At 66.8% G+C, this 24,233-nt stretch carries 23 protein-coding genes and 1 tRNA gene; 13 read left to right on the forward strand and 11 right to left on the reverse strand.

Annotated elements, in window-relative coordinates; translation table 11 throughout:
* The first annotated feature begins 4 nt into the window (after positions 1-4).
* The 4 genes from LLW23_RS15460 to LLW23_RS15475 all read left to right on the forward strand — a co-directional run bounded on the left by LLW23_RS15460 (position 5) and on the right by LLW23_RS15475 (position 4,476).
* A complete protein-coding gene (locus tag LLW23_RS15460) occupies positions 5-1,342 on the forward strand; it encodes a flavin-containing monooxygenase (RefSeq protein ID WP_228946385.1) in 1,338 nt (445 codons plus the stop codon).
* The gene (locus LLW23_RS15465) at positions 1,339-2,409 is read left to right on the forward strand and encodes an acyl-CoA dehydrogenase family protein (protein WP_228946386.1); all 1,071 of its coding nucleotides are present in this window, start codon (positions 1,339-1,341) and stop codon (positions 2,407-2,409) included. The genes LLW23_RS15460 and LLW23_RS15465 overlap by 4 nt, the downstream gene beginning before the upstream one ends.
* On the forward strand, positions 2,406-3,593 hold the full coding sequence (locus tag LLW23_RS15470; protein WP_228946387.1) for an acyl-CoA dehydrogenase family protein: 1,188 nt from the start codon (positions 2,406-2,408) through the stop codon (positions 3,591-3,593). The genes LLW23_RS15465 and LLW23_RS15470 overlap by 4 nt, the downstream gene beginning before the upstream one ends.
* A gap of 115 nt (positions 3,594-3,708) precedes the next feature.
* A complete protein-coding gene (locus tag LLW23_RS15475; RefSeq protein ID WP_228946388.1) occupies positions 3,709-4,476 on the forward strand; it encodes an SDR family oxidoreductase in 768 nt (255 codons plus the stop codon).
* Here the strand turns inward: LLW23_RS15475 and nth are convergent, their stop codons facing one another.
* Complete coding sequence (gene nth / locus LLW23_RS15480; protein WP_228946389.1) at positions 4,477-5,130, reverse strand: endonuclease III; 654 nt, start codon at positions 5,128-5,130, stop codon at positions 4,477-4,479.
* 18 nt (positions 5,131-5,148) lie between these two features.
* Positions 5,149-5,877 (reverse strand): 4-hydroxy-tetrahydrodipicolinate reductase, encoded by a 729-nt coding sequence (gene dapB, locus LLW23_RS15485; RefSeq protein WP_228946390.1) that lies wholly within the window; start codon positions 5,875-5,877, stop codon positions 5,149-5,151.
* Positions 5,878-5,982: 105 nt separating this feature from the next.
* Here dapB and LLW23_RS15490 point away from each other — a divergent pair, with 105 nt between their 5' ends.
* Entirely contained in the window at positions 5,983-6,684 is a 702-nt protein-coding gene (locus LLW23_RS15490) for an NAD-dependent deacylase (RefSeq protein ID WP_228946391.1), read from the forward strand.
* 19 nt (positions 6,685-6,703) lie between these two features.
* On the opposite strand, the gene era is transcribed toward LLW23_RS15490, so the two are convergent.
* The 3 genes from era to lepB all read right to left on the reverse strand — a co-directional run bounded on the left by era (position 6,704) and on the right by lepB (position 9,358).
* Positions 6,704-7,594 carry a GTPase Era gene (gene era, locus LLW23_RS15495; protein ID WP_228946392.1) on the reverse strand — a complete coding sequence of 297 codons (891 nt, stop codon included), beginning with the start codon at positions 7,592-7,594 and terminating at the stop codon, positions 6,704-6,706.
* Positions 7,595-7,812: 218 nt separating this feature from the next.
* Complete coding sequence (gene rnc / locus LLW23_RS15500; RefSeq protein ID WP_228946393.1) at positions 7,813-8,502, reverse strand: ribonuclease III; 690 nt, start codon at positions 8,500-8,502, stop codon at positions 7,813-7,815.
* On the reverse strand, positions 8,495-9,358 hold the full coding sequence (gene lepB / locus LLW23_RS15505) for a signal peptidase I (RefSeq protein ID WP_228946394.1): 864 nt from the start codon (positions 9,356-9,358) through the stop codon (positions 8,495-8,497). Before lepB ends, rnc begins: the two co-directional genes overlap by 8 nt.
* Before the next feature lie 130 nt (positions 9,359-9,488).
* Here lepB and pgi point away from each other — a divergent pair, with 130 nt between their 5' ends.
* Positions 9,489-10,982 carry a glucose-6-phosphate isomerase gene (pgi, locus tag LLW23_RS15510; protein ID WP_228946395.1) on the forward strand — a complete coding sequence of 498 codons (1,494 nt, stop codon included), beginning with the start codon at positions 9,489-9,491 and terminating at the stop codon, positions 10,980-10,982.
* A 102-nt stretch (positions 10,983-11,084) separates the two neighbouring features.
* Positions 11,085-12,434: a glutathione-disulfide reductase gene (gene gorA / locus LLW23_RS15515; RefSeq protein WP_228946396.1), complete on the forward strand. Its 1,350-nt coding sequence runs from the start codon at positions 11,085-11,087 to the stop codon at positions 12,432-12,434.
* A 24-nt stretch (positions 12,435-12,458) separates the two neighbouring features.
* Here gorA and LLW23_RS15520 read toward each other — a convergent pair whose 3' ends face one another.
* From LLW23_RS15520 to LLW23_RS15530, 3 genes are read right to left on the reverse strand one after another with little or no spacing between them, the layout of a single operon-like run.
* Complete coding sequence (locus LLW23_RS15520; RefSeq protein ID WP_228946397.1) at positions 12,459-13,286, reverse strand: diacylglycerol/lipid kinase family protein; 828 nt, start codon at positions 13,284-13,286, stop codon at positions 12,459-12,461.
* Between the two features lie 36 nt (positions 13,287-13,322).
* Entirely contained in the window at positions 13,323-13,775 is a 453-nt protein-coding gene (locus LLW23_RS15525) for a vgr related protein (protein WP_228946398.1), read from the reverse strand.
* Positions 13,776-13,806: 31 nt separating this feature from the next.
* Positions 13,807-14,256 (reverse strand): copper chaperone PCu(A)C, encoded by a 450-nt coding sequence (locus tag LLW23_RS15530; protein WP_228946399.1) that lies wholly within the window; start codon positions 14,254-14,256, stop codon positions 13,807-13,809.
* A gap of 197 nt (positions 14,257-14,453) precedes the next feature.
* Between LLW23_RS15530 and dnaK the strand changes: the two genes are divergently transcribed.
* The 5 genes from dnaK to LLW23_RS15555 all read left to right on the forward strand — a co-directional run bounded on the left by dnaK (position 14,454) and on the right by LLW23_RS15555 (position 18,989).
* The gene (dnaK, locus tag LLW23_RS15535) at positions 14,454-16,364 is read left to right on the forward strand and encodes a molecular chaperone DnaK (protein ID WP_228946400.1); all 1,911 of its coding nucleotides are present in this window, start codon (positions 14,454-14,456) and stop codon (positions 16,362-16,364) included.
* Positions 16,365-16,432: 68 nt separating this feature from the next.
* Positions 16,433-17,554 (forward strand): molecular chaperone DnaJ, encoded by a 1,122-nt coding sequence (gene dnaJ, locus LLW23_RS15540; RefSeq protein ID WP_228946401.1) that lies wholly within the window; start codon positions 16,433-16,435, stop codon positions 17,552-17,554.
* A 28-nt stretch (positions 17,555-17,582) separates the two neighbouring features.
* Positions 17,583-17,954, forward strand: a complete 372-nt coding sequence (locus LLW23_RS15545) for a hypothetical protein (RefSeq protein WP_228946402.1) — start codon at positions 17,583-17,585, stop codon at positions 17,952-17,954.
* A gap of 63 nt (positions 17,955-18,017) precedes the next feature.
* A tRNA-Arg gene (locus tag LLW23_RS15550) sits at positions 18,018-18,094 on the forward strand.
* A gap of 82 nt (positions 18,095-18,176) precedes the next feature.
* Positions 18,177-18,989, forward strand: coding sequence for an acyl-CoA thioesterase (locus LLW23_RS15555; protein ID WP_228946403.1), 813 nt, complete (start codon positions 18,177-18,179; stop codon positions 18,987-18,989).
* 20 nt (positions 18,990-19,009) lie between these two features.
* Here the strand turns inward: LLW23_RS15555 and LLW23_RS15560 are convergent, their stop codons facing one another.
* Genes LLW23_RS15560 through gltX form a run of 3 tightly spaced genes read right to left on the reverse strand, consistent with a single transcriptional unit; the run spans position 19,010 to position 21,947 of the window.
* Positions 19,010-19,210 carry a hypothetical protein gene (locus LLW23_RS15560; RefSeq protein WP_228946404.1) on the reverse strand — a complete coding sequence of 67 codons (201 nt, stop codon included), beginning with the start codon at positions 19,208-19,210 and terminating at the stop codon, positions 19,010-19,012.
* Position 19,211: 1 nt separating this feature from the next.
* On the reverse strand, positions 19,212-20,492 hold the full coding sequence (locus LLW23_RS15565) for a citrate synthase (RefSeq protein ID WP_228946405.1): 1,281 nt from the start codon (positions 20,490-20,492) through the stop codon (positions 19,212-19,214).
* A gap of 18 nt (positions 20,493-20,510) precedes the next feature.
* The gene (gltX, locus tag LLW23_RS15570; protein WP_228946406.1) at positions 20,511-21,947 is read right to left on the reverse strand and encodes a glutamate--tRNA ligase; all 1,437 of its coding nucleotides are present in this window, start codon (positions 21,945-21,947) and stop codon (positions 20,511-20,513) included.
* A 38-nt stretch (positions 21,948-21,985) separates the two neighbouring features.
* Between gltX and LLW23_RS15575 the strand changes: the two genes are divergently transcribed.
* Positions 21,986-24,208: a ComEC/Rec2 family competence protein gene (locus LLW23_RS15575; RefSeq protein WP_228946407.1), complete on the forward strand. Its 2,223-nt coding sequence runs from the start codon at positions 21,986-21,988 to the stop codon at positions 24,206-24,208.
* The last annotated feature ends 25 nt before the right edge of the window (positions 24,209-24,233 follow it).

Raw genomic sequence — 24,233 nt, forward strand, 5'->3', positions numbered from 1 at the left:
GTTCATGGCGACAGGCAAGCGCGCCTGCATCATCGGTGCGGGCTGCTCGGGCTTCACCACCGCGAAGCGGCTGCAGGACGAAGGCATATCGTTCGACTGCTTCGAAATGTCAGACGATATCGGCGGCAACTGGTACTATAAGAATCCCAACGGCAAGTCGGCCTGTTATCAATCGCTGCACATCGACACCTCGAAATGGCGGCTGGCATTCGAGGATTACGCGGTACCCGCCGATTGGCCCGACTTCCCGAGCCATGCGCAACTGTGGCAATATTTCCGCGACTATGTCGATCATTTTGGTCTGCGGAAGCACATCACCTTCAACACTGCGGTCACGAAGGCGACACGCCGGCCCGGCGGCGGCTGGCAGGTGACGCTCTCGACCGGCGAAACGCGCGATTATGATGTGCTGTTCGTCTGCAACGGGCACCATTGGGATCCCAAGATCCCCGATTACCCCGGCACGTTCGACAACCCGCATTTCCACGCGCACGACTATCGCGATCCGTACGATCCGATTGATCTGCGGGGCAAAAACGTGATCGTCGTCGGCATGGGCAATTCGGCGATGGATATCGCGAGCGAGCTTTCGCAGCGCCATCTGGCCAAGAACCTGTGGGTCGCGGCTCGGCGCGGCGTGTGGGTGCTGCCCAAGATGGCGGGCGGCAAGCCGATGGACAAATCGGCGATGCCGACGTGGATGCCGCGCAAGCTCGGCAAAGCGCTGGCTCGCCGCATGATCAAGAAGATGGTGGGCCGCATGGAGGATTACGGCCTGCCCAAGCCCGATCACGAGCCGCTCGACGCGCACCCCAGCGTCTCCGGCGAATTCCTGACGCGCGCGAGCTGCGGCGACATCAAGTTCAAGCCGAACATCAAGGCGCTGGAGGGAAGCCGCGTGCGCTTCGACGACGATACCGTCGAGGAGATCGACGCGATCGTCTACGCCACGGGATACAAGATCAGCTTCCCGTTCTTCGACGATCCCGCGCTGCTGCCCGACGCGCAGAACCGATTCCCGCTGTTCAAGCGGATGGTGATCCCCGGCATCCACGACCTGTTCTTCATGGGGCTGGCACAGCCGTTGCCGACGCTGGTGAACTTCGCCGAGCAGCAGTCGAAGCTTGCCGCCGGCTTCATGAGCGGGCGCTATGCGCTGCCGTCGGTCGACGAGATGCGCAAGATCACCGCCGAGGACGAAGCGACGGAGCTGGGCGATTATTACCAATCGACGCGGCACACGATCCAGGTGGATTTCGCGCGCTACGTCGCCGATCTGCACAAGGAAGTCGCCAAGGGCGAGCGGCGCGCGAAGGCGCAGACCGGGAAGGCAGCGGCATGACCGACACGCTCGTCCGCCCGGAAACGCCCGTAGCGCTTGATTCCGTCGATCGGGCGGCGCTGATCGACAGCGTCCGCCGGTCGCTCGCGGATCGCTGCACGCAGGCAGACGTGCGCCGCATCATGGACAGCGAAACCGGCCACGATCCCGCGCTCTGGCGCGCGCTCGCGGAGATCGGTGTTACTGGCCTCACCGCACCCGAGTCAGCCGGCGGGGCGGGGCTCGGCGCGATCGAGCTTGAACTGATCATGGAAGAAGCCGGCGCCGCCTTGCTGCCCGCGCCGCTGATCTCGACCGCGATTGCCACGGTGTTGCTCGACGGCGAGCGGCTTGCGAGCATCGTAGATGGCTCGCGCATCGCCGCGGTCGCCTTCGCCGGCACGCACGACTGGACCGGGCGCAGCGACGTCCGGATCGCGGGCGACCGGCTCAGCGGCACTGCGCGCTTCGTGCCCGACGCGGCGATTGCGGACACGATCCTCGTCGCTACCGATGACGCAGTCTTCGCGGTCGATCGCGGCGACGTGGACGTTACGCCGCTCCCCGTGTTCGATCGCACGCGGCGGATGGCCGATGTCGCGTTCCACGGCCCAGCGACACGGATCGGCGATGCGTCGCGCGTGGCGGCGGCGCGGGATATCGGCATCGTCGCATTGGCCGGGGAACAGGCCGGCGCGGCGCGGCGAATGTTCGAGCTGACCGTCGCTTACGCCACCGAACGCCACCAGTTCGGCCGCGCGATCGGCAGCTTCCAGGCGATCAAGCACATGGCCGCGGACCTGCTGCTCGAAAGCGAGTCCGCCACCTCGGCCGCACGCGATGCGGCGCGGCAAGTGGCGGAGGGCAGCGCGACGAAGGACGCGGCCGTCCCGCTCGCCGCTTTCGCCTGCGCCGATGCGTTCGTGCGCGTCGCCAAGGACGGCATCCAGATGCACGGCGGGATCGCCTTCACCTGGGATCATCCGGCGCATCTGTACATGCGTCGCGCGCGATCGGGGGCGCAGCTGTTCGGCGATTCCAGCCACTGGCGCGAACGCTACATCCGCGCGCTGGAGGCGCAGGCATGACCAGCGATCATCTTCAGGCCGAAGTCGACGCCTGGCTCGCAACGCATTGGCAAGGCTTGCCCGCGCACCACGAGAGCTTCGGTCGCGATCCGCGCAGCGCATGGCTCGCCAAGGTGCGTGACGCGGGTTGGGCGGTGCCGCGCTGGGACGCCGAATGGGGCGGGCGCAACCTGTCGAACGAGCGGGCCAAAATCGTCGAGCGCGCCTTCGCCGCAGTCGGCGCCCCCGGAGCAGGGCAGGACCGCTCGAACCTGTGGGCCAACACTGCGCTCGCGCATGCCACCGACAGCTTCAAGCGCCAGATCGTGCCGCAGCTCCTCGCCGGCGAAGTCGGCATGTGCCTGCTGTATTCAGAGCCGGGTGCGGGATCGGACCTCGCCGCCGTACGCACGCGGGCGGAAAAGGTCGATGGCGGCTGGCGCATCAACGGCCAGAAGGTGTGGACCAGCGGCGCGCGCGTGGCGGATTACGGCATGCTGATCGCGCGGACCGATTGGGACGTGCCCAAGCATCGCGGCATCAGCTTCTTCTTCCTGCCGATGAAGCAGGACGGCGTTGAGGTCCGCCCGCTGCGCCAGATCACCGACGAGGCGCATTTCAACGAGGTGTTCATCACCGACGCCTTCGTGCCCGAGGAAAATCTGCTCGGGCCGCTGAACGGCGGCTGGGGCGTGCTGCAGACCGCGCTCGCCTATGAGCGATCGGTGATGGGCGACGCGGCGCGCGGCCCGCGGTCGGGCGCAGGCGGGCCGAAAGGCGATCATTCGCTGCTCGGCCTGGCGCGCGAAGCGGGGCGGCTCGACGAGGCAGTGGTGCGGCAGGATGTCGCGCAAGTGATCGCATGGCGCGTGCTGAACAAGCTCAACACCGCGCGCGCCAAGGCGGAGATGGCGCAAGGCACGTCCTCGCCCATCATGTCGCTCGGCAAGCTTGCGATGAGCCGCATCCTGCACGAGGAAGCGCGCGTGCGCACGATGCTGCTCGGGTCGGAAAGTCTGCTGGAAGGGCCTGAGCATCCGCGTGCCGAGGACGCCAATTTCCTCGCGTTCAACGCCTATTTCACCTCGATCGGCGGCGGGACGGACCAGATCCAGCGCAACATCATCGGCGAGCGCGTGCTCGGGTTGCCGAAGGAGCCGGAAGTCGATCGCACGATCCCGTTCCGCGAGGTGCGGGCGGGGTAAATGATAAAGCCTTCTCCCCTTCAGGGGAGAGGGTTGGGAGAGGGGCAGGGCGGGAACGGTCGGTGTACTAGCACTGCCCTCTCCCCGGCCCTCTCCCCTGAAGGGGAAAGGGAGTATGGCGCGTAGCATCTTCATCACTGGCGGCGCATCGGGAATCGGCCTCGCCGCCGCGCGCCGCTTTTGGCGCGAGGGCTGGACCGTTGGGATCGGCGATATCGACGAGCCCGGCATGGCGCGCGTCGCCGACGAACTCAGCGCCTACACCGTGCGGCTCGACGTGCGCGACCGCGCGCAATGGGCGGCAGCGCTCAGCGGGTTCATCGCGCACGCGGGCAAGCTCGACGTGCTGCTCAACAATGCGGGGATCGCGCGCTACGGCATGTTCGAGGACGTGACGCCCGACGAGTCCGATCTTCAGATCGACATCAACGTGAAAGGCGTAATCAACGGCGCCTATGCCGCGCTGCCGCACCTCAAGGCGACGCGCGGGAGCCGGCTGATCAACGTCGCTTCGGTTGCGGGAATCGTCGGGTCGCCCGGGCTCGCGGTGTATTCCGCGACCAAGCATGCGGTGCGCGGGCTTTCCGAAGCGCTCGATGCGGAATTCACGCGCCACGGCGTCGATGTCGCCTGCGTCATGCCGTTCTTCGTCGAGACGCCGATTCTCGATGCCGGATCCAAGGGCAGCAACCGCACGATCCGCGATGCGATCGGCAAGTCACCGGTCTACACGGTGCAGGACGCCGCCGACGTGATCTGGCGCGCGGCGCATGGGCGCGATCGCGAGTATATCGTCGGCAAGGCGGGCCGGCAGGCGAGTTTCGCACGGCGGTTCATGCCGAACCGGCTGCGCAAGCGGATGAAGGCCGCGTTCGCGGGATAGTCACGCGCGGCTGGCGGCGGGCGCCGGAGTCTTCGGTTTGTACGCACACAGATCCGCCACCGCGCACCGCCAGCATTCCGGCCGCCGCGCCTTGCACACGTAGCGCCCGTGCAGGATCAGCCAGTGGTGCGCGTGGAGCCGGAACGGCTGCGGCACCGCCTTCTCGAGCTTCAGCTCCACCACGAGCGGCGTCTTGCCCTTGGCCAGCCCGGTGCGATTGCCGAGCCGGAACAGATGCGTATCGACCGCGAAGGTCTCCACCCCGAACGCGACGTTCATCACCACATTGGCAGTCTTTCGCCCGACCCCGGCCAGCGCTTCGAGCGCATCGCGATCCGCCGGCACCTCGCCGCCGTGGCGATCCACCAGCGCCTGGCTCAGCGCGATCACGTTCTTCGCCTTTGCGTTGAACAGCCCGATCGTCTTGATGTGCTCCTTCAGCCCGGCCTCGCCGAGCGCGAGCATCTGCGCCGGTGTCGTCACCTCGGCGAATAGCCGCCGCGTCGCCTTGTTTACCCCGGCATCGGTCGCTTGCGCCGACAGCACCACTGCGACGAGCAACTGATACGTGTTGCCCGACTCGAGCTCGGTTTCGGGATGCGGATTGGCTTCGGCGAGGCGGCGAAAAAATTCGAAGATGTCGGCTTTATTCATGCGGCCTTCTTCATGGCCTCAAAGCCCGAGCACCTCGGTCATGCCATAGCGACCGGCGGGCTTGTCGGCGAGCCACATCGCGGCCTTCACCGCGCCGCGCGCGAAGATCGTGCGATCCTCGCCGCGATGGCCGAGCTCGATTCGCTCGCCCTCGCCGGCGAATACCACCATGTGATCGCCCACCACGCTGCCACCGCGCAGCGAGGCGAAGCCGATCGTGCCTTCAGTGCGCGCGCCGACGAGGCCCGCGCGGCTGTCGACACGTTCCTCGCCCAGCGTGGTGCCGCGTCCTTGCGCTGCCGATTCGCCCAGCAGCAGCGCAGTGCCGGACGGCGCATCGACCTTGTGGCGATGATGCATCTCGACGATCTCGATGTCCCATTCCGGCCCGAGCCGTTGCGCCGCTTCGCGCACCAGAATGCTGAGCAGCGTGACGCCGAGCGAGGTATTGCCGGTCTGCAGCACCGCGACCGATCCGGCCGCGCGATCGATCAGCGCATGATGCGTCGCGTTGAGCCCGGTCGTGCCGATCACGATCGGCGTGCGTGCAGCGACCGCGGCCGCGAGGTGCGATTCGAGCGCGGCGGGGGTCGAGAAGTCGACCAGCACGTCGGCGTCATGCGCCAATGCGGTCGGATCGCCCCCTGCATCGACCCCGCCGGCGACATCCGCGCCCTCGGTTTCGACGATGGTGGCGATGGCGCGACCCATTCGACCCGCGCTTCCGTAGATCCCGATTGCGGTCATGGATATCCTTCGGTGATCGATCCTCGTCCCGATACCGTCCGGTAACCGCGCCGTCGAGTAGCCACGCCGTCGCTTCGTCCATGATCTTGCCTTATGATCCGCACCATGGCCGACTACCGCAATATCGTGATTCTGACCGGCGCGGGCATCTCGGCCGAGAGCGGCCTTGCCACCTTCCGCGGGCCCGGCGGGCTGTGGGAGGGGCATCGCGTCGAGGACGTCTGCACGCCCGAGGCGCTGGCGCACGATCCGGCGCTGGTGCATCGCTTCTACGATCTGCGCCGCGCCGCGCTGGCCGCGGTCGCGCCCAATGCGGCACACGCAGCCTTGGCGCGGCTCGATGCAGAATGGCCGGGTGAACTGCTGATCGTCACGCAGAACGTCGATGATCTGCACGAGCGCGCCGGAACTGGGCGGTTGCTTCACATGCACGGCGAGCTCACGTCGGCCTTGTGCGCCGCCTGCGACGCGCGGGTCAGCTGGCCGGGAGACTTGCCGCCCAAGACGCCTTGCGCGGCGTGTGGTGCGCCGGCGCTGCGGCCCGACATCGTCTTCTTCGGCGAGATGCCGTACCAGATGGAACGGATCGAACGCGCACTCGCGGCGTGCGACCTGTTCGTCTCGATCGGCACCTCGGGGGCGGTGTATCCGGCGGCCGGGTTCGTCCAGACCGCGCGCCATTACGGGGCGGAGACGCTGGAATTGAACCTCGAGCCGTCGGGCGGGAGTGGCTGGTTCGGCGAAAGCCGGCTGGGGCCGGCGGGCGTACTGGTGCCGGCTTGGGTGGACGAAGTGCTGGCGCGTTAGCCCTGCAAACCGACGAGCGTCATTCCACCCAATCAAGCCCGATGTCGCGATAGACGCTGCGGTCTTCGTCCCAGCCCGGCTTCACCTTCACATGCAGATACAGATGCACCGGCCGGTCGAGCAGTAGCGCCAGCTCCGCCCGTGCGCGCGCGCTGATCTCCTTGATGCGCGTGCCGCCCTTGCCGAGCACGATCGCGCGCTGCGTCGGTCGTTCGACCAGGATCTGCTGGTGGATCTCCGCCGCGCCGTCTTCGCGATCTACGAACTTCTCGGTCTCGACCGTGGCGGCATAGGGCAGTTCGGCGTGGAGCTGCAGGTAAAGCTGCTCGCGCGTCACTTCGGCGGCGAGGGTTCGTTCGGTGGCGTCGGAGGTCTGGTCCTCAGGGAAATGCCACGGGCCTTCGGGCATTTCGGCGGCGAGCGAGCGCTTCAGCTCGGGCAGACCGTCGCCGGTCGATGCGCTGACGAAGAAGGTGTGGGCGAACTGGACCTGCGCATTAAGCTTCTCGGCGTGGAGCAGCAGCTTGGGCTTGTCGGCGAGATCGACCTTGTTGAGGATGAGGTACTTGGTCTCGGGTCGATCGACGATCCGCGCGGCGATATCGGTCACTTTCGCGCCGAGCCCGCCCTTCGCATCCACCACCAGCGCGAGCACGTCGGCGCCCTCGGCCCCGCCCCAGGCGGCGGCGACCATCGCGCGATCGAAGCGGCGCTTGGGATCGAAGATGCCGGGGGTATCGACGAGCAGGAGCTGCGTATCCTCCTCCATGGCCACGCCGAGCAGCCGGACACGTGTCGTCTGCGCCTTCGGGCTGACGATCGCGACCTTCTGCCCGACGAGCGCATTGACGAGCGTGGACTTGCCGGCGTTGGGGGCGCCGAGCACGGCGACGAGGCCGCAACGGGTCATTCTAATTCCTTGGTTGGGATAGTCCCCATACCGTTCGTCCCGAGCATCGTCGAGGGAAGAGGCTTAGGCAAATCCTCCCTGGAACGGGGAGGGGGACCAGCCGCAGGCTGGTGGAGGGGCTGGCTTGGCGTAACCGTGCGGCCACGCCAGCCCCTCCACCACCGCCTTTGGCGGCGGTCCCCCTCCCCGAGCGGAGCTCAGGGAGGATCTGGAAGAGACTAAACCTTCCGCTTCTTTGGAATCGGCACGCTCACCTCGCGCAACAGCGCCGTCGCCGCTGCGGTTTCCGCCTCTTGCTTGCTGCCGCCCTCGGCCGTCGCCTCGGCGAGCTTCGGGATCGAGGCTTTCACCGTGAACCGCGGCGCATGCCCCGGCCCCGACCGCTCGACCACCTCGTAACAGGGCGGCTTGCGTTGATTTGCCGCGGCCCATTCCTGCAGCGCGGACTTGGGATGCTGCGGCGCGGTCTCCGCGGCGTGGAGCCGCTCGGACCACAAGCGGCGGATCAGCGTGCGCGCCGGATCCAGCCCGGCATCTCGGAACAACGCACCAAGCAGCGCCTCCATCACGTCGCCAAGCACATTATCGCTGTCGCCGGCGCCGTCGTCGCGCGCCTGCTTGCCCAACCGCAGGTGCGCGGGGACGCCGATCTCGCGCGCTACCTCGGCACAGATGGCGCCTGTGACCAGCGCGTTGAAGCGCTTCGAGAGTGCACCCTCAGGCTCCCCCGGAAAGGTCTCGAACAGCCATTCTGCCATTGCGAGCCCGAGCACGCGGTCGCCGAGAAATTCCAGCCGCTCGTAATGCACCTCGCCACGGCTGGCGTGGGTGAGGGCGCGTTCCCAGTCGGCGAGATCGCGCGGTTCGTGATCGAACGTGAGCGCGATCCAGGCCGCGAGATCAGTCAAAGCCGCGCCCCAGCCGGTCCCACCGCGCAGCGGTGATCCAGGTCCATGGCAGCAGCCAGTTGGCAGATCCGTCGGTCGACCAGAAGATGATCACTGCCTTGCCCTGCACGCGATCGAGCGGGATGAAGCCCATGCCCTGCGGCTGGCCGGGCAGCGCTTCGTCGGACGAGGGAAAGCGGCTGTCAGCCGAATCGTCGCGATTGTCGCCCATCAGGAACACGTTGCCAGCCGGTACGGTGTAGAGCGCGGTATCGTCGGCGTCCGGTATGTAGCGTTGATCGAGCACGTCGTAGCTGCGCCCGCCCGGCAGCGTCTCGCGGAAACGCGGGATGCGGCAGGTCGCGGTGCCGGCCGCGGACTGGATGAACTCAGCATCGCATTCACGCGCGCTGAAGTTGGGCGAGAGCGGCACGATGAAATCGGCGACGCGCTGCTTGGGGATCGCCTGGCCGTTGAGGATCAACTGCCCCTGCCGCATCTGGATGGTATCGCCCGGCAGGCCGATCACGCGCTTGATCACGTCATGGTCGTCGGGCGCCTTGGAGCGGAACACCACCGTGTCGCCGCGCGCGGGAACGCTAGCGAAGACGCGCCCCGGCACGGGCGGAACGCCGAACGGCATCGACCAGCGCGAATAGCCATAGTTCCACTTCGAAACGAACAGATAGTCCCCGATCAATAGCCGCGGGAGCATCGATTCGGACGGAATCGAAAAGGGCGCGAAGACGAAGCTGCGGAACAACCACACGATTAGCGCGAGCTTCAGCAGGAAGCGGATCGTCTCCGACAGTTCCGATCTCTTCGCCGGCGGCGGCGCAGAGGCAGGGGGGCGGGTAGCGGTGTCGACTTCGGCCATGGCGCGCGGCGTCGCGCAAGCCACGCGGCGCGTCAAGCGGGGGAACGTTCCACACCTAGTCCCGTTCGCGTCGAGCTTGTAAGCGACGCACGCCCTTCGACAGGTTCGGGGCAATTGAACGGAGCGCACCATGGCCGACTGGTCGACGATCGAAGCACTGCCGCAGACGAAGCTCGAACAGTTATTCGCCGATGATCCCGAGCGGCTTGCCAAGCTGTCGCTCGATGTCGCGGGGATCCACTTCGACTGGTCGAAAACGCATCTGACGCGCGATGCGGTCGCCGCGTTCGAGGCATTGGCGAAGGAACAGGATCTCGCCGGCAAGCGCGAGGCGATGTTTTCTGGCGCCCACGTCAACACCACCGAGGACCGCCCGGTCGAGCACACCGCCGAACGCGGCGAGGGCAAGGCGGAAAGCGTCGCGCGCGCGGCCGAATATCATGCGCGCATGCGCGTGCTGGTCGACGCGATCGAGGCTGAGGCCTTCGGGCCGGTGCGGTATGTGATCCAGGTCGGGATCGGCGGATCGGCGCTTGGGCCGCATTTGCTGATCGACGCGCTCGGCCGTGACAGCGACCGATACGAGGTCGCGATCGTGTCGAACGTCGACGGCATCGCGCTCGACGACGTGTTCGACCGCTTCGATCCGGCGACCACACTGCTGCTGATCGCGTCGAAGACGTTCACCACGACCGAGACGATGATGAACGCCGAAGGCGTAATCGCCTGGATGGAGGAATTCGGCGTCGAGGATCCCTACGGCCGCGTCATCGCGCTGACCGCGGCGCCTGAGAAGGCGGTCGAATGGGGCGTCGACGAAACCCGCGTGCTGCCATTCTCCGAAGGCGTCGGCGGGCGATATTCCTTGTGGTCGTCGATCGGCTTTCCGGCGGCGATCAAGCTCGGCTGGGATCAATTCGAAGAGCTCTTGGAAGGCGCGGCGGAGATGGACCGTCACTTCCGCCTGACCGCGCTGCACGAAAATGCGCCGGCGCTCGCCGCCTTCGCCGACCTCTATTACACGCAGGTCCGCGGCTGCGAGACGCGCGCGCCGTTCGCCTATGACGAGCGACTGCGGCTGCTGCCCAGCTATCTCCAGCAACTCGAGATGGAATCGAACGGCAAGGGCGTGACGGCCGATGGCCAACCGGTCGGCCGGGCGACCGCGCCGATCACCTGGGGCGGCGTCGGCACCGACGCGCAACACGCGGTGTTCCAATTGCTTCATCAGGGCACGCACCTCGTGCCGGTCGAATTCCTGGCCGTGATCGAGCCGGGCGATACGCTGCCCGACGAGCATCACCGCCAGTTGCTGCTCAACGCCTTCGCCCAAGGCGCGGCGCTGATGGCGGGTCGCGCCAATGCGGACGACCCGGCGCGCGCTTACCCCGGCGACCGCCCGTCTTCGACCATCCTCCTCGACACGCTCGATGCGCGGACGCTGGGGGCGCTGATCGCCTTCTACGAGCATCGCGTCTTCGTGAACGGCGTGTTGCTGGGGATCAATTCGTTCGACCAGTTCGGCGTGGAACTGGGCAAGGAAATGGCCAAGGCTGCGGCGAAGGGCGGCGAGACGTTCGATCCGTCAACCGAGGATCTTATCCGGCGGGCGGGCCTGGCGTGATTTGGGGCTCGTTATCCCGCTCCTTTACAGTGATCGGGATTTCGATCCTTTCGTCGAACATCTCGGGCTCATATCTGCGCTCGACCCCAGCGGAGTGAACTGATGCCCGAGTACGATTACGACCTTCTCACGATCGGCGCCGGTTCCGGCGGCACGCGCGCATCTCGCGTGGCGGCGGCGCATGGCGCGCGGGTTGCGGTGGCGGAGGAGTATCGCGTCGGGGGCACCTGCGTGATCCGCGGGTGCGTGCCCAAGAAGCTGCTCGTCTATGGCGCGCACTTCGCCGAGGATCTGAAGGATGCGCAGCGTTTCGGCTGGCGCGTGCCCGAGAACCTCGAGTTCGACTGGAAGTGCCTGCAGACCAACGTCCTCGCTGAGGTCGATCGGATCAACGCGGCCTATACGACGACGCTCGAGACGAACGGCGCGCAGATCATTCATCAGCGCGCGACCGTTACCGGGCCGAACGAGGTGACGCTCGCCAACGGCACGACGAAGACCGCCAAGACCATCCTCGTTGCGACCGGCGCGCGGCCGTTGCTGCCCGAGTTTCCGGGGGCGGAACACGGCATCACCTCGAACGAAGTGTTCCATCTCGATGCCATTCCCAAGCGCGTGCTGATCGCCGGCGCGGGCTATATCGCCAATGAGTTCGCCGGCATCTTCCACCAGCTCGGCGCGCATGTGATCGTGATGAACCGGACCAAGGACATCCTGCGCGGCTACGACCTGCAGATCCGTGATCGGCTGCTCCAGATCAGTATGATGAAGGGGCTCGACTTCCGATTCGACGCGACGTTCGAGAAGATCGTGAAGCGTGAGGACGGATGCCTCGATGTGCACATGACCGGGCATGACACGGTGACAGTGGATTGCGTGATGTACGCGATCGGTCGCGTGCCCAATACCGACGGTCTGGGGCTCGAGACGGTCGGGATCGGCGTCGACGACAAGGGCGCGGTGCCGGTTGATGAGCAGAATCGCACGACCTGCCCGTCGATTTTCGCGATCGGCGACGTGACGAACCGCATCCAGCTGACCCCGGTAGCAATCCGCGAGGGGCAGGCTTTTGCCGAGAACCAGTTCGGCAAAGGCGGCGCCAGCGTCGATTATGATTGCGTGCCCGCCGCGTGCTTCAGCCACCCGCCGATCGCCGGCGTCGGCATGACCGAGAGCGAGGCGCGGCAACGGCTCGGTTCGGTGAAAGTCTATTCGTCCGATTTCCGCCCGATGAAGAACGTCCTCGCCGGGCGCGACGAGCGCTCCCTGTACAAGATGATCTGCGACGGTGAGACCGACCGCGTCGTCGGCATCCACATGATTGGGCCTGACTGCCCAGAGATTATTCAGGCAGCTGCGGTGTGCGTGAAGGCCGGGCTGACGAAGGCGCAGTTTGATTCGACAGTGGCGCTGCATCCGACGATGGCAGAAGAACTGGTGCTGATGCGCTGACGTCGGGATGGTCGAGGGAGGGGGTCAGCGCTCCGCCGAAATGGTGCTAACGAACCGCTCGGCCGTCCGCCCGCTGCTGATCGGCACGCCCGGGTCGAGCAGTACTGGCTCCCCATCGAACAGCGCGAGCACGGGGCGACGCCCAGCGACCGCGAACCGGTCAACACTTTGGGTGGAAACCGCGCGCGCGGCGATCCAGTCGCCGGTAAGCCACTCCCAACCGAGCGTCGCGATCGATCGCCAGTCGCGCGCATCGATCGCTGCCAGTGCCAGCCTGGCGTCGGCCGGCTGCACCATGACCGCCTGATAGCGTCCGTCGAGCGTCGTCGCGCCCGCCAGCCGGATGCCGCGCGCGAAGGTGTTTCGCCACGAATTGCGCGCCGCGGCGATCAGCCGCCGCAACCGTCCCGCGCGCGCCGCCTCGCGTGCTCGCGCCCAGTGCGCCGCCGGGCCGAGGATCAGCGCAACGAACGCGCGGTGCGGACCCGCTTCGACAAACGGCAGTGCGGTCAGGCGATCCTCGTCCGTCGCGATGATCGCGGTGATGTCGTGCTCGCCGTGCAACACCCGCGCGAGCAGGTTCATCGTGCCGCCCGGCAGGATCAGGATCGCGCCCGACCAGTCGGCCAGCGCGCAGACTGCGGCGTTGATCGTGCCGTCCCCGGCGAACAGCACCACCGTGTCGACTCCTGCCGCGTCGATCGTCGCTACACTCGGCAGCGGATCGGCAGGAAAGTCGGTACGCCCGACGATCTCATCACCGCGCGCGCGAAGCAGCGCCTCGACCTCGGCACAGCGAGCGGGTGAGGTGGAGCCCGATGCCGGATTGGTGATGATCCACAGCCGCCGCATCGAGGTGCGATGCGGCAGGCGCGTGACAAGCGTGCGTCAGCCAAACGGCAGGACGGTTTCGTACCGCGCCAGCTGCGGCGCCCCGGCCACGCGCGCCCCGGCGCGGAGCAGGAAGGCATGGCGGACGATCTCGGCCTGCTGCTCGATGCCGTAGCGCTTCAGCGGCCAACCCGGCACGAAGCTGTAATGGTAGCGGCAGAAGGGATGGCGAGCGAGCGGCAGGTAGATGCCGCGCTGATGCTGCCAGACATGGCACATCTCGTGGATGAACAGCCCTTGTTCGCCGAGCGAGGCGGCGGCGAAATCCTCACGGTACAGGTCACCGTGCGGATGAAAGTGCAGCCGACCACGCGGCGCCATCACGACGTGTCGCGGCTGGAAGAACGCCCATTTGTGGTTGCACACTTCGACCGCGGCATAGTCGATCGTATCGCGATAGACCGAACGCGCTAGGTCGATCTCGCCGGCCGTCAGCGGTCTACCGATCACGTCGCGACCTCTCCTGCGCGCAAGTCGCCGCTCACTTGAACGCGGGCGCCGGATCGCCTGCCGCGATCACGCGCGCGGTTTGCTCGATCCGAGTGCCATCGGCGAAAGTGAAGATGAACGGCAACGTCCCGCCGGGCTTTACCGCCGGATTGACGTCGAACAGCATCGCGTGCCGGCCCGCCGGCGCGAAGCGCACCTCCTGAAGCGCGGGCACCGCCACTTGCCGCACCGCATCCATCGTCATGCCGCCGCCCGCCGCGGCCTTCGATTCATGCAGCTCGGTCCTGACCGCGACTTCGGTCGATACGCTCAAGAGCGTTGCGTCGGTCGGCCCGCCATGGATCGTGAAATACGCCGCGGCTGGCCGCCCATCGACCGCCGCCAGCCGCACCCACGCATCGCCGACGTAAAGTTGCTCCTCTTGCGCGCAGCCTGTCAGCGTGGCAGCGGTGACGACGAGCGCGGCGGCGGCGCGGAACATGGGGCTTCTCCGGATCGCGAATAACAGCGGCTGCCGCTACGCCGGCATGCGCTGTGCGGCAAGGTATCGCCTGTCTTGCGGCGCGGGAACCGCCACCTATATCGCGCTTCGTCAACGCTGTTGCGTCGCCGTAACGGGGCGGAGCAGCACGGTTTTGTTCACACGGTTTGTTTCAGGCAGGGGCTAGAAGAGCACTCATGGCAAAAGTAATCGGTATCGATCTCGGGACCACCAATAGCTGCGTCGCAGTGATGGAGGGCGGCAAGCCCAAGGTGATCGAGAATGCAGAAGGCGCACGCACCACGCCGTCGATCGTCGCGTTCGCCAAGGATGGCGAGCGACTGGTCGGCCAGCCGGCCAAGCGCCAGGCGGTGACGAACGGTGATAACACGATCTTCGCAGTGAAGCGCCTGATCGGCCGCCGCTTCGACGATCCGATCACCAAGAAGGATACCGAACTGGTCCCCTACACGATCGTGAAGGGCCAGAATGGCGACGCATGGGTAGCGGCAGGCGGCAAGGAATACAGCCCGTCGCAGATCAGCGCGTTTACGCTGCAGAAGATGAAGGAAACCGCCGAGAGCTATCTCGGCGAGACCGTCACGCAGGCCGTGATCACGGTTCCCGCATACTTCAACGACGCGCAGCGCCAGGCGACCAAGGACGCCGGCCAGATCGCCGGCCTCGAAGTGCTGCGCATCATCAACGAGCCGACCGCGGCTGCGCTGGCCTATGGCCTCGAGAAGCAGGACGGCAAGACGATCGCGGTCTACGATCTGGGCGGGGGCACGTTTGACGTGTCGATCCTCGAGATCGGTGACGGCGTGTTCGAGGTGAAGTCGACCAACGGCGACACCTTCCTCGGCGGTGAGGATTTCGACAACAAGGTCGTCGAATATCTCGCCGAAGGGTTCAAGAAGGACGAGGGCATCGACCTCGCCAAGGACAAGCTTGCGCTCCAGCGGCTGAAGGAAGCCGCCGAAAAGGCGAAGATCGAGCTGTCGTCGGCCGCCTCGACCGAGGTGAACCTGCCGTTCATCACGGCCGATCAGAACGGCCCGAAGCATCTCGTCAAGACGATCACGCGGACCGATCTGGAGAAGATGGTCGATACGCTGATCCAGCGCACGATCGAGCCGATGAAGAAGGCGCTGGCCGACGCTGGCCTGAAGTCGGGCGACATCTCCGAAGTCGTGCTCGTCGGCGGCATGACGCGCATGCCCAAGGTGCGCGAAGCGGTGAAGAACTTCTTCGGCAAGGAGCCGCACACCGGCGTGAACCCGGACGAAGTTGTCGCGATGGGTGCGGCGATCCAGGCGGGCGTTCTGCAGGGCGACGTCAAGGACGTGCTGCTGCTCGACGTGACGCCGCTGTCGCTCGGCATCGAGACGCTCGGCGGCGTGTTCACGCGCATGATCGATCGCAACACCACGATCCCGACCAAGAAGTCGCAGACCTATTCGACCGCCGACGACAATCAGCAGGCCGTGACGATTCGCGTTTTCCAGGGCGAGCGCGAAATGGCTGCCGACAACAAGATGCTCGGCCAGTTCGATCTCGTCGGCATTCCGTCGGCGCCACGCGGCGTGCCGCAGATCGAAGTCACGTTCGACATCGACGCTAACGGCATCGTCAACGTGTCGGCGAAGGACAAGGGCACCGGCAAGGAGCAGCAGATCCGCATCCAGGCGTCGGGTGGTCTGTCGGACGCCGACATCGACAAGATGGTGCGCGAAGCCGAGCAGTTCGCCGAGGACGATAAGAAGCGTCGTGCGGGCGCCGAGGCGAAGAACAACGCCGAGAGCCTGATCCACACCACCGAGCGCCAGCTCGCCGACAATGGCGACAAGGTGGACGAAGCGCTGAAGACCGAGATCCAGACCGCGATCGATGCTGCCAAGGCAGCGGTCGAGGGTGGTGATCCCGATGCGATGAACGAGAAGAGTCAGGCGCTCGCGCAGGTCGCGATGAAGCTTGGTCAGGCGATCTACGAGAAGCAGCAGCAGGCAGAGGCGTCACCGAACGCTGATGGCGCCGCTGACGCGCCCAAGGAAGATGACGTGGTCGACGCCGAATTCTCGGAAGTCGACGACAACCAAAAAGCGTAAGTGATGCGCGGGCCGCCCCCTCGGATATCCGGGTGGCGGCCCGCCCGTCATGCGCGCGGGGGCGCTGAATGACCGAAGTCGATTTCTACGAATTGCTCGAAGTCGAGCGGACTGCGGACGCGGGGACGATCAAGTCGGCCTACCGCAAGCTCGCGATGAAGTATCACCCGGACAAGAATGCCGGGTGCAAGGATTCCGAAGCGAAGTTCAAGGCGGTCAGCGAGGCATACGACTGCCTCAAGGATCCGCAGAAACGTGCCGCCTATGACCGTTTCGGTCACGCCGCGTTCCGCAACAGCGGCGGCGGTGGCGGGCATAGCCAGCAGGACTTCTCCGGCTTCTCCGACATCTTCGAAAGCGTGTTCGGCGAATTCATGGGCGGTCGTGCCGGTGGTCGCCAGCAGGTCCGCCGCGGTGCCGACCTGCGCTACGACATGGAGATCAGCCTCGAAGAGGCATACCATGGCAAGTCGGCCGACATCACGGTCGACGTTACCGCCTCGTGCACCACGTGCCACGGCTCCGGCGCGCGCGCCGGCAGCCGGCCGCATGCGTGCAACACGTGCGGCGGCCACGGCAAGGTCCGCGCGCAGCAGGGTTTCTTCGTCGTCGAGCGCGCTTGCCCCGTCTGCAACGGCTCGGGCCAGGTGATCGATGACCCGTGCCCCGATTGCCGCGGCGACGGACGCGTCGAGAAGACCAAGACACTGACGGTAGAGATCCCGCCGGGTGTTGATGAGGGCACTCGTGTCCGCATGACAGGTGAGGGCGAGGCGGGCGCACGCGGCGCCCCGCCGGGGGACTTGTACATCTTCCTCCACGTCAAGCGCCACGGCCTGTTCGAGCGCGAGGGCACCACGCTGTTTGCGCGCGCCCCCGTCAGCTTCACGACCGCAGCACTCGGCGGGTCGCTGAATATTCCCGGGCTCGACGGGCGCAATCACGAGGTGCGCATCCCGGCCGGGATTCAGTCGGGGAAGCAATTGCGCCAGCGCGGCGCCGGCATGCCCGTGCTGCAGGGGCGCGGGCACGGCGATTTGGTCATCCAGATCGAGGTCGAAACGCCGACGAAGCTGTCGACGCGTCAGCGCGCGCTGCTCGAGGAGTTTCGCGAGACCGAGACGGGTGACGAAAGCCCCGACAGCCAGGGCTTTTTCACCCGGCTGAAGAACGCATTCGCGGGGGAGTAATCGGGGGCTGACGAAGGGAGTAACTCAGATGCGCATCCTGTTCCCGACTGCCCTCGCGCTCGCCATCGTGGCCGCCCCCGGCGCTGCGCGCGACCGCAACGCCGTCCCGGTCGCCACCCCGACCGGCGAGCCGCAAAACTGCGTCCCGCTGCGCAACATCCGCGAGAGCGTGGTGCGCAGCGATCGCGTGATCGACTTTCGCATCGGTGGAAACCGCTACTATCGCGTGACGCTGGATCAGTCGTGCCCGCAGCTCGGCTTCGAACGCCGCTTCAGCTACGCCACCTCGCTCAGCCAATTGTGCGCGCAGGACATCATCACCGTGCTCTATTCGACCCCACCGCTCAGCGGAGCCAGCTGCGGCTTGGCGCCCTTCCAGCCAGTGACGATCGCCAAGTGATCACGGCGCGACGCTGAATCGGCTGGCGCACCCGGTCATCGTTTGCTAGTCGCTCGAACCCAAGCACCCGTAGCTCAGCTGGATAGAGCGCTGCCCTCCGAAGGCAGAGGCCACTGGTTCGAATCCAGTCGGGTGCACCATTCCATTTTGACAGTTTCCTCCCGTGGGCTGCGTGCCGTCGCGCCACCTAGACAGGCCTGAGCGAAAGTGTGAACGGGGCGCATGAATCGTCCCTTTCTCGATGTCGAGGGCACGCCGGATCCGGCCGCCTTCCGCCTTGCTATCACCAATCAGGTCTGCGTCGGCCCGCCCGGAAATGTATTCATGTTCGGCGGTGTTGGGCTCGCCGCTGCGACGATCGCCGCCGAGCGGGTCACGGGACGCAACCTCGTGTGGGCCAGCGCGCAATTCGTTTCCTACGCACGGATCGGCGATACGCTGGAGCTTGCGGTCGAGACGCTCTCGGCGGGCAACAACATCAGCCAGGTACGTGTCGTCGCAATCGATGCCGGCAAGCTGATCCTGAGCGTCAACGCCGCGCTTGGCGATCGTCGGAACATGCCCGACGGCCAGTGGGTCACACCGCCGGATATGCCGCCGCCGGATCAATGCGAGCCGTGGCCGCTCTGGCCAGTGCAAGACGCCAAGCTGATGGATCGTCTCGATGTCCGCATGGCGCCGGGGCGTTGGGGCGCCACGCCGCGCGATGGCGTGCCCTCGGTCGATGGCCGCATGGTACTATGGATGCGCACGAAGGAAGGCGCGCCGATCGATGCAAGCCTGCTTGCGCTGTTCGCCGATTTCGTGCCGTCGGGCATCGCCTCCGCCTTCGGGCGGCGCGGCGGGGGCAACAGCCTCGACAACACGCTGCGGGTCGCGCGCATCGTGCCGACGGAATGGGTGTTATGCGACGTCCGGATCAGCGCCGCGGCGCGCGGCTTCGGGCACGGCGCGATCCACATGTTCGCTGACGACGGCACGATGCTGGCGAGCGGCAGCCAGTCGGCAATCCTGCGCTTCATGGAGCCGGCGTAACCGGCTCCATTCGCGAACTCCTAGCGCAAGCGCCGCGACACCAGAATCAGCAGCAACCCCGCAACCGCAACAGCGGTGCCGCGGGTTGCCCACACCCGCTGATCGATCATGAAGCTCGATTGCGGCCAGTTCACATAGCCCATGCCCTGGCCGATCCACAGCAGGCCGAGCAGCGTCATCACGACGCCTAGTGCAACCACGACGGGGCGAAGCCGCCCCATCTCAGCGCTCGCCCACGGGCACGTATGCGCGCGCCGTCGGCCCGGTATACAGCTGCCGCGGGCGGCCGATCTTCTGATCGGGATCGGTGATCATCTCGTTCCACTGCGCAACCCAGCCGACCGTGCGTGCGAGCGCGAACAGCGCGGTGAACATCGATGTCGGGAAGCCGATCGCCGACAGGATCACGCCCGAGTAGAAATCGACGTTCGGGAACAGCTTCTTCTCGATGAAATAATCGTCGCTGAGTGCCAGCTCCTCGAGCCGCAGCGCGGTCTCGAACAGGGGATCGTCGACCTTCAACGCGTCGAACACTTCGCGCACCGTCTTCTGCATCACCGTCGCGCGCGGATCGTAATTCTTGTACACGCGATGGCCGAAGCCCATCAGGCGGAACGGATCGTTCTTGTCCTTGGCGCGCGCAATGAATTCCGGAATGCGCTCGGGCGTGCCGATTTCCTGCAGCATGTTGAGCGCGGCTTCGTTCGCGCCGCCATGCGCCGGGCCCCACAGGCAAGCGATGCCCGCCGCGATGCACGCGAATGGGTTGGCGCCCGAAGAGCCGGCGAGCCGCACGGTCGAGGTCGAGGCATTCTGCTCGTGATCGGCGTGGAGGATGAAGATCCGGTCCATAGCCTTTTCGACCGCCGGGTTCACCTCGTATGGCTCGGCCGGCACGCCGAACGTCATGCGCAGGAAGTTGCCGGTGTAGCTCAGCGAATTGTCGGGATAGAGGAACGGCTGCCCGACACTGTACTTGTACGCCATCGCCGCGATCGTCGGCATCTTCGCGATCAGCCGGTGTGACGCGATCATGCGCTGCGTCGGATCATGGATGTCGGTCGAATCGTGGTAGAAGGCGGAAAGCGCGCCGACCACGCCGCACATTATCGCCATCGGATGCGCATCGCGACGGAAGCCGCGATAGAAGGTCGCGAGCTGCTCATGCAGCATCGTGTGGCGCGTGATCGTCGTCTCGAACTTGGTCAGCTCGGCGGCTGAAGGAAGCTCGTCGTTGAGCATCAGGTAGGCGACCTCCATGAAGGTCGACTGTTCGGCGAGTTCGCCGATCGCATAGCCGCGGTGCAGCAGCACGCCTTCGTCGCCGTCGATATAGGTCAGCTTCGACTGGCACGACGCGGTCGAGGTGAAGCCCGGATCGTAGGTAAAGGCGCCGGTCTGCGCATAGAGCTTGCGGATGTCGACCACGTCGGGGCCGACCGACCCCGAAAGTACGGGATAGCCGAAATCCTGCTCGGCGAGCGTTAGCTTGGCGTCGGTCATGGGTTTTCGATCCTTCCCTCAGGCGGCCAATTGGTCTGCGATCCGGCCGAGGCTTTCGCCACGCCCGAGCAGCAGTAGAACGTCGAAAATGCCCGGCGAGGTTCGCCGGCCAGTGAGTGCGGCGCGGAGCGGTTGGGCAACTTGGCCGAGCTTCAAGCCCAATGCCTCGGCCACTTGCCGCACCGCTGCTTCAAGCGCTTCCGTATCCCACTCGCCCACCGCGTCAAGCGCAGCGTGTACCTTTGCAAGTGTGTCGCGCGCATTGCCTGCGAGCAACGTTTCCGCATCGGCCGCCATCGGCAGCGGCCGGGTGGCCAGCAGGAACTGCGCACCATCCGCCAGCTCGTTGAGGTTCGCGGCGCGCGGCTTCAGCGCCGGGATCGCGGCGGCAATCACCGGGCGGCGCGCATCGTCCGCGTCGAGCCCGAGAATCGCCGACGTCAGCGTCGCGAGCCGCGCATCGTCGGCGGTGCGGATATACTGGCCGTTGAGATGTTCGAGCTTCTTCAGATCGAACCGCGACGGCGACTTGCCGACGCCGGCGAGATCGAACCATTCGATTGCCTGCTCGCGACTGATGATCTCGTCGTCGCCATGGCCCCAGCCGAGCCGCAGAAGATGATTGTCGAGCGCTTCAGGCAGGATGCCGAGTTCGTCGCGATACGCCTCGATCCCGACCGCGCCGTGGCGCTTCGACAGCTTCGCGCCGTCCGCCCCGTGGATCAGCGGGATGTGCGCGTAGACCGGCTCGGGCCAGCCCATCGCCTTGATGATCGGCAGCTGGCGGAAGGCATTGTTGAGATGATCGTCGCCGCGGATGATGTGCGTGACGCCCATGTCGTGATCGTCGACCACCACCGCGAGCATATACGTCGGCGTCCCGTCCGACCGCAGCAGCACGAGATCGTCGAGTTCGGCATTCTGCACGGTCACGCTGCCCTGCACGCGATCCTCGATCGTCGTCGCGCCTTCGGTCGGGGCGGCGAGGCGGACGACGTGCGGGGTCGCAGGATCGTTGTGCGTGCGATCGCGCCAGGGCGAGCGAATGCGCAACGGCTGTTTCTTCGCCTGAGCCTCGGCGCGCATCGCGTCGATTTCCTCGGGCGTCATGTAGCAGCGATAGGCCGCCCCGGCAGCGATCATCGCCTCGGCCACCTCGGCATGGCGCGCGGCGCGGGTCGATTGATAGACCTCGTCACCGTCCCAATCGAGCCCAAGCCAGCGCATGCCCGAAAGGATCGCGTCGATCGCCGGCTGCGTCGAGCGCGCGCGATCGGTATCCTCGATCCGCAGCAGGAAACGCCCGCCGTGATGGCGCGCGAACAGCAGATTGAACAGCGCGGTGCGCGCGCCGCCCAGATGCAGGAAGCCGGTCGGCGACGGGGCAAAACGCGTCACGACGCCGGCGTCGCGAGCGCCGTCTTTCGACGTGGTATTTTCGATGGTTGCGCTCAAGCGCGCTAGCTCCCAGGCTGATAATCGAGATGGCGACGATGGCCGCGCACGCCCCTAGCACGCACCTTCCCGCGCTTCAAACCGCGCGCGACCGGCTCGAATCCTGGTTCGAGGCGGAGCGCGACCAGCTGCCGCTGTGGCTGCCGGTGGCGCTCGGTTGTGGGGTCACGACGTGGTTCCTGCTGCCCGATCCGGTGCTGTGGCGCGCGGCGCTGCTCGCGTCGGGTGCGGTGGTTCTGTTCGCTCTCGCAGCGGCGCGCGGCGGGCGGGCAGGGGCGTCGATCGCGATTGCGGCGCTGGCCTTTGCGGCGGGGCTGGCGCTGGTCTGGTTCCGCGCCGAGCGGGTCGCCGCGCCGGTGCTGACACGACCCGCGATCGTCGAGCTATCGGGCGCGATCGAGCGCGTCGACCAATTGCCCGCGCGTGACATCGTCCGGCTGCGCCTCACCCGGCTGCAGTGGATCGACCGCACCCCATCGCCAGCGCCAACCCGCATCCGCGTCAATGTCGTGCAGGCCGATGCGCCGGCAGGCCTCACGCCGGGCGCAACGATCAGGTTGCGCGCTCGGCTGATGCCGCCGCCCCCGCCGGCGGTGCCCGGCGCCTATGATTTCGCGCGGGTCGCGTGGTTCGACGGCATTGGCGCGACTGGCCGCGCGCTCGGTCGCTTGACGATCCTGGCCGGCGGTGCCGCGCGCGAGCCACTGCGCGCACGGCTGTCGCGGCACATCCAGGCGCGGCTCGACGGCAGCGCCGGCGGCATCGCGGCAGCACTCGCGACGGGTGACACGGGCGGCATCGCGCTGGAGGATCAGGAAGCGATGCGCCGCTCCGGTCTCGCGCACCTGCTGTCGGTGAGTGGGCTGCACATCACCGCCGTGGTGGGCCTGACGATGCTGGTGGCCGCCCGCTTGCTCGCGCTCAACATGCGGCTGGCGCTCACCGGGCGCGTGCCGTTGATCGCGGCAGCCGTCGCAGCGGCGGTGGCGATCGGATACACGCTGCTGACGGGTAGCGAGGTGCCGACGATCCGCAGCTGCGTCGCCGCGCTGCTGGTGCTCGCGGCGATGGCGCTGGGCCGTGAGGCGCTGACGCTGAGATTGGTCGCGACCGGGGCGGTGGTAGTGCTGCTGCTCTGGCCCGAGGCGCTCGCCGGGCCGAGCTTCCAACTATCGTTCGCGGCGGTGACAGCGATCATCGCGCTGGCCGAGCACCCCCGGGTCCGCGCGTGGTTCGCGCCGCGCGAGGAGGGCTGGGGCAGTTGGCTGCTGCGCGGCGGCGCTTCGCTGCTGCTTACCGGCGTGGCCGTCGAACTCGCGCTGATGCCGATCGCAGTGTTCCACTTCCACAAGGCCGGGCTCTATGGTGCGGTCGCAAACCTCGTCGCGATCCCGCTGACGACGTTCGTCGTGATGCCGGTCGAGGCACTCGCGCTGGCGCTCGACTCGGTCGGGCTCGGCGCGCCGGCATGGTGGCTCGCCGGTCAGTCGCTCGCGCTGCTGCTATGGATCGCGCACCTCACCGCCGATGCGCCCGGCGCGGTCGCCGCGCTTCCGGCGATGCCGCATGGTGCCTTCGCACTGATGGTCGCGGGCGGGCTGTGGCTGGCGCTGTGGCGTACGCGCTGGCGGCGGCTCGGGCTTGCCCCGATGCTCGCCGGAGCGGCATGGGCGCTGGTCATGCCGCCGCCCGACATATTGGTGACCGGCGACGGCCGCCACGTCGCCGTCCGCCTCCCCGACGGCAAGGTCGCGCTGCTACGCGACCGCGCGGGTGACTATGCGCGTGACACGCTCGCGGAAAACGGCGGCACCGATGACGAGCCGGTGCTCCTGTCGGAACAGCGCGCCGCCGATTGTACCCGCGACCTGTGCCGCATCGATCTGTACAGCAGCGGTCGGCGCTGGCGCATCCTCGCGACCCGCAGCGCCTATCTGGTGCCGGCGGGCGCGCTGATCGATGCCTGCCGCGCGGCCGACATCGTCGTCAGCGAGCGGCGACTGCCGAGGCGCTGCACCCCACGCTGGCTGCGTCTCGATCGCGAGACGCTCGCGAGGACGGGCGGGGTAACGCTCGGCCTCAGCTCAGGGAGAGTCAAGACGGTGCGAACGGAAGGCGATCGACACCGGTGGGTCGCGGCGGCAGACACTCGGCCGGGGCCGTGGCGGCGGGTCGGGGCGCCGTCACGAAGAGGAAAGTTCACCGACGACGTCGCCGGAAGCACGACTGGGCGGCAGATAACGACACCAACGGATCGCTAACCGGTGCGGCCTTGCACATATGAAA

The organism is Sphingomonas radiodurans, assembly GCF_020866845.1.
GTDB classification, from domain to species: Bacteria; Pseudomonadota; Alphaproteobacteria; order Sphingomonadales; family Sphingomonadaceae; genus Sphingomonas; species Sphingomonas radiodurans.

What these genes read in the sequence shown, in the direction of transcription:
- LLW23_RS15460 (WP_228946385.1), top strand. Translation starts at nt 5, where the DNA reads ATGGCGACAGGCAAGCGCGCCTGCATCATCGGTGCGGGCTGCTCGGGC.
- LLW23_RS15465 (WP_228946386.1), top strand. Translation starts at nt 1,339, where the DNA reads ATGACCGACACGCTCGTCCGCCCGGAAACGCCCGTAGCGCTTGATTCC.
- LLW23_RS15470 (WP_228946387.1), top strand. Translation starts at nt 2,406, where the DNA reads ATGACCAGCGATCATCTTCAGGCCGAAGTCGACGCCTGGCTCGCAACG.
- LLW23_RS15475 (WP_228946388.1), top strand. Translation starts at nt 3,709, where the DNA reads ATGGCGCGTAGCATCTTCATCACTGGCGGCGCATCGGGAATCGGCCTC.
- nth (WP_228946389.1), bottom strand. Translation starts at nt 5,130, where the DNA reads ATGAATAAAGCCGACATCTTCGAATTTTTTCGCCGCCTCGCCGAAGCC.
- dapB (WP_228946390.1), bottom strand. Translation starts at nt 5,877, where the DNA reads ATGACCGCAATCGGGATCTACGGAAGCGCGGGTCGAATGGGTCGCGCC.
- LLW23_RS15490 (WP_228946391.1), top strand. Translation starts at nt 5,983, where the DNA reads ATGGCCGACTACCGCAATATCGTGATTCTGACCGGCGCGGGCATCTCG.
- era (WP_228946392.1), bottom strand. Translation starts at nt 7,594, where the DNA reads ATGACCCGTTGCGGCCTCGTCGCCGTGCTCGGCGCCCCCAACGCCGGC.
- lepB (WP_228946394.1), bottom strand. Translation starts at nt 9,358, where the DNA reads ATGGCCGAAGTCGACACCGCTACCCGCCCCCCTGCCTCTGCGCCGCCG.
- pgi (WP_228946395.1), top strand. Translation starts at nt 9,489, where the DNA reads ATGGCCGACTGGTCGACGATCGAAGCACTGCCGCAGACGAAGCTCGAA.
- gorA (WP_228946396.1), top strand. Translation starts at nt 11,085, where the DNA reads ATGCCCGAGTACGATTACGACCTTCTCACGATCGGCGCCGGTTCCGGC.
- LLW23_RS15520 (WP_228946397.1), bottom strand. Translation starts at nt 13,286, where the DNA reads ATGCGGCGGCTGTGGATCATCACCAATCCGGCATCGGGCTCCACCTCA.
- LLW23_RS15530 (WP_228946399.1), bottom strand. Translation starts at nt 14,256, where the DNA reads ATGTTCCGCGCCGCCGCCGCGCTCGTCGTCACCGCTGCCACGCTGACA.
- dnaK (WP_228946400.1), top strand. Translation starts at nt 14,454, where the DNA reads ATGGCAAAAGTAATCGGTATCGATCTCGGGACCACCAATAGCTGCGTC.
- dnaJ (WP_228946401.1), top strand. Translation starts at nt 16,433, where the DNA reads ATGACCGAAGTCGATTTCTACGAATTGCTCGAAGTCGAGCGGACTGCG.
- LLW23_RS15545 (WP_228946402.1), top strand. Translation starts at nt 17,583, where the DNA reads ATGCGCATCCTGTTCCCGACTGCCCTCGCGCTCGCCATCGTGGCCGCC.
- LLW23_RS15555 (WP_228946403.1), top strand. Translation starts at nt 18,177, where the DNA reads ATGAATCGTCCCTTTCTCGATGTCGAGGGCACGCCGGATCCGGCCGCC.
- LLW23_RS15560 (WP_228946404.1), bottom strand. Translation starts at nt 19,210, where the DNA reads ATGGGGCGGCTTCGCCCCGTCGTGGTTGCACTAGGCGTCGTGATGACG.
- LLW23_RS15565 (WP_228946405.1), bottom strand. Translation starts at nt 20,492, where the DNA reads ATGACCGACGCCAAGCTAACGCTCGCCGAGCAGGATTTCGGCTATCCC.
- LLW23_RS15575 (WP_228946407.1), top strand. Translation starts at nt 21,986, where the DNA reads ATGGCCGCGCACGCCCCTAGCACGCACCTTCCCGCGCTTCAAACCGCG.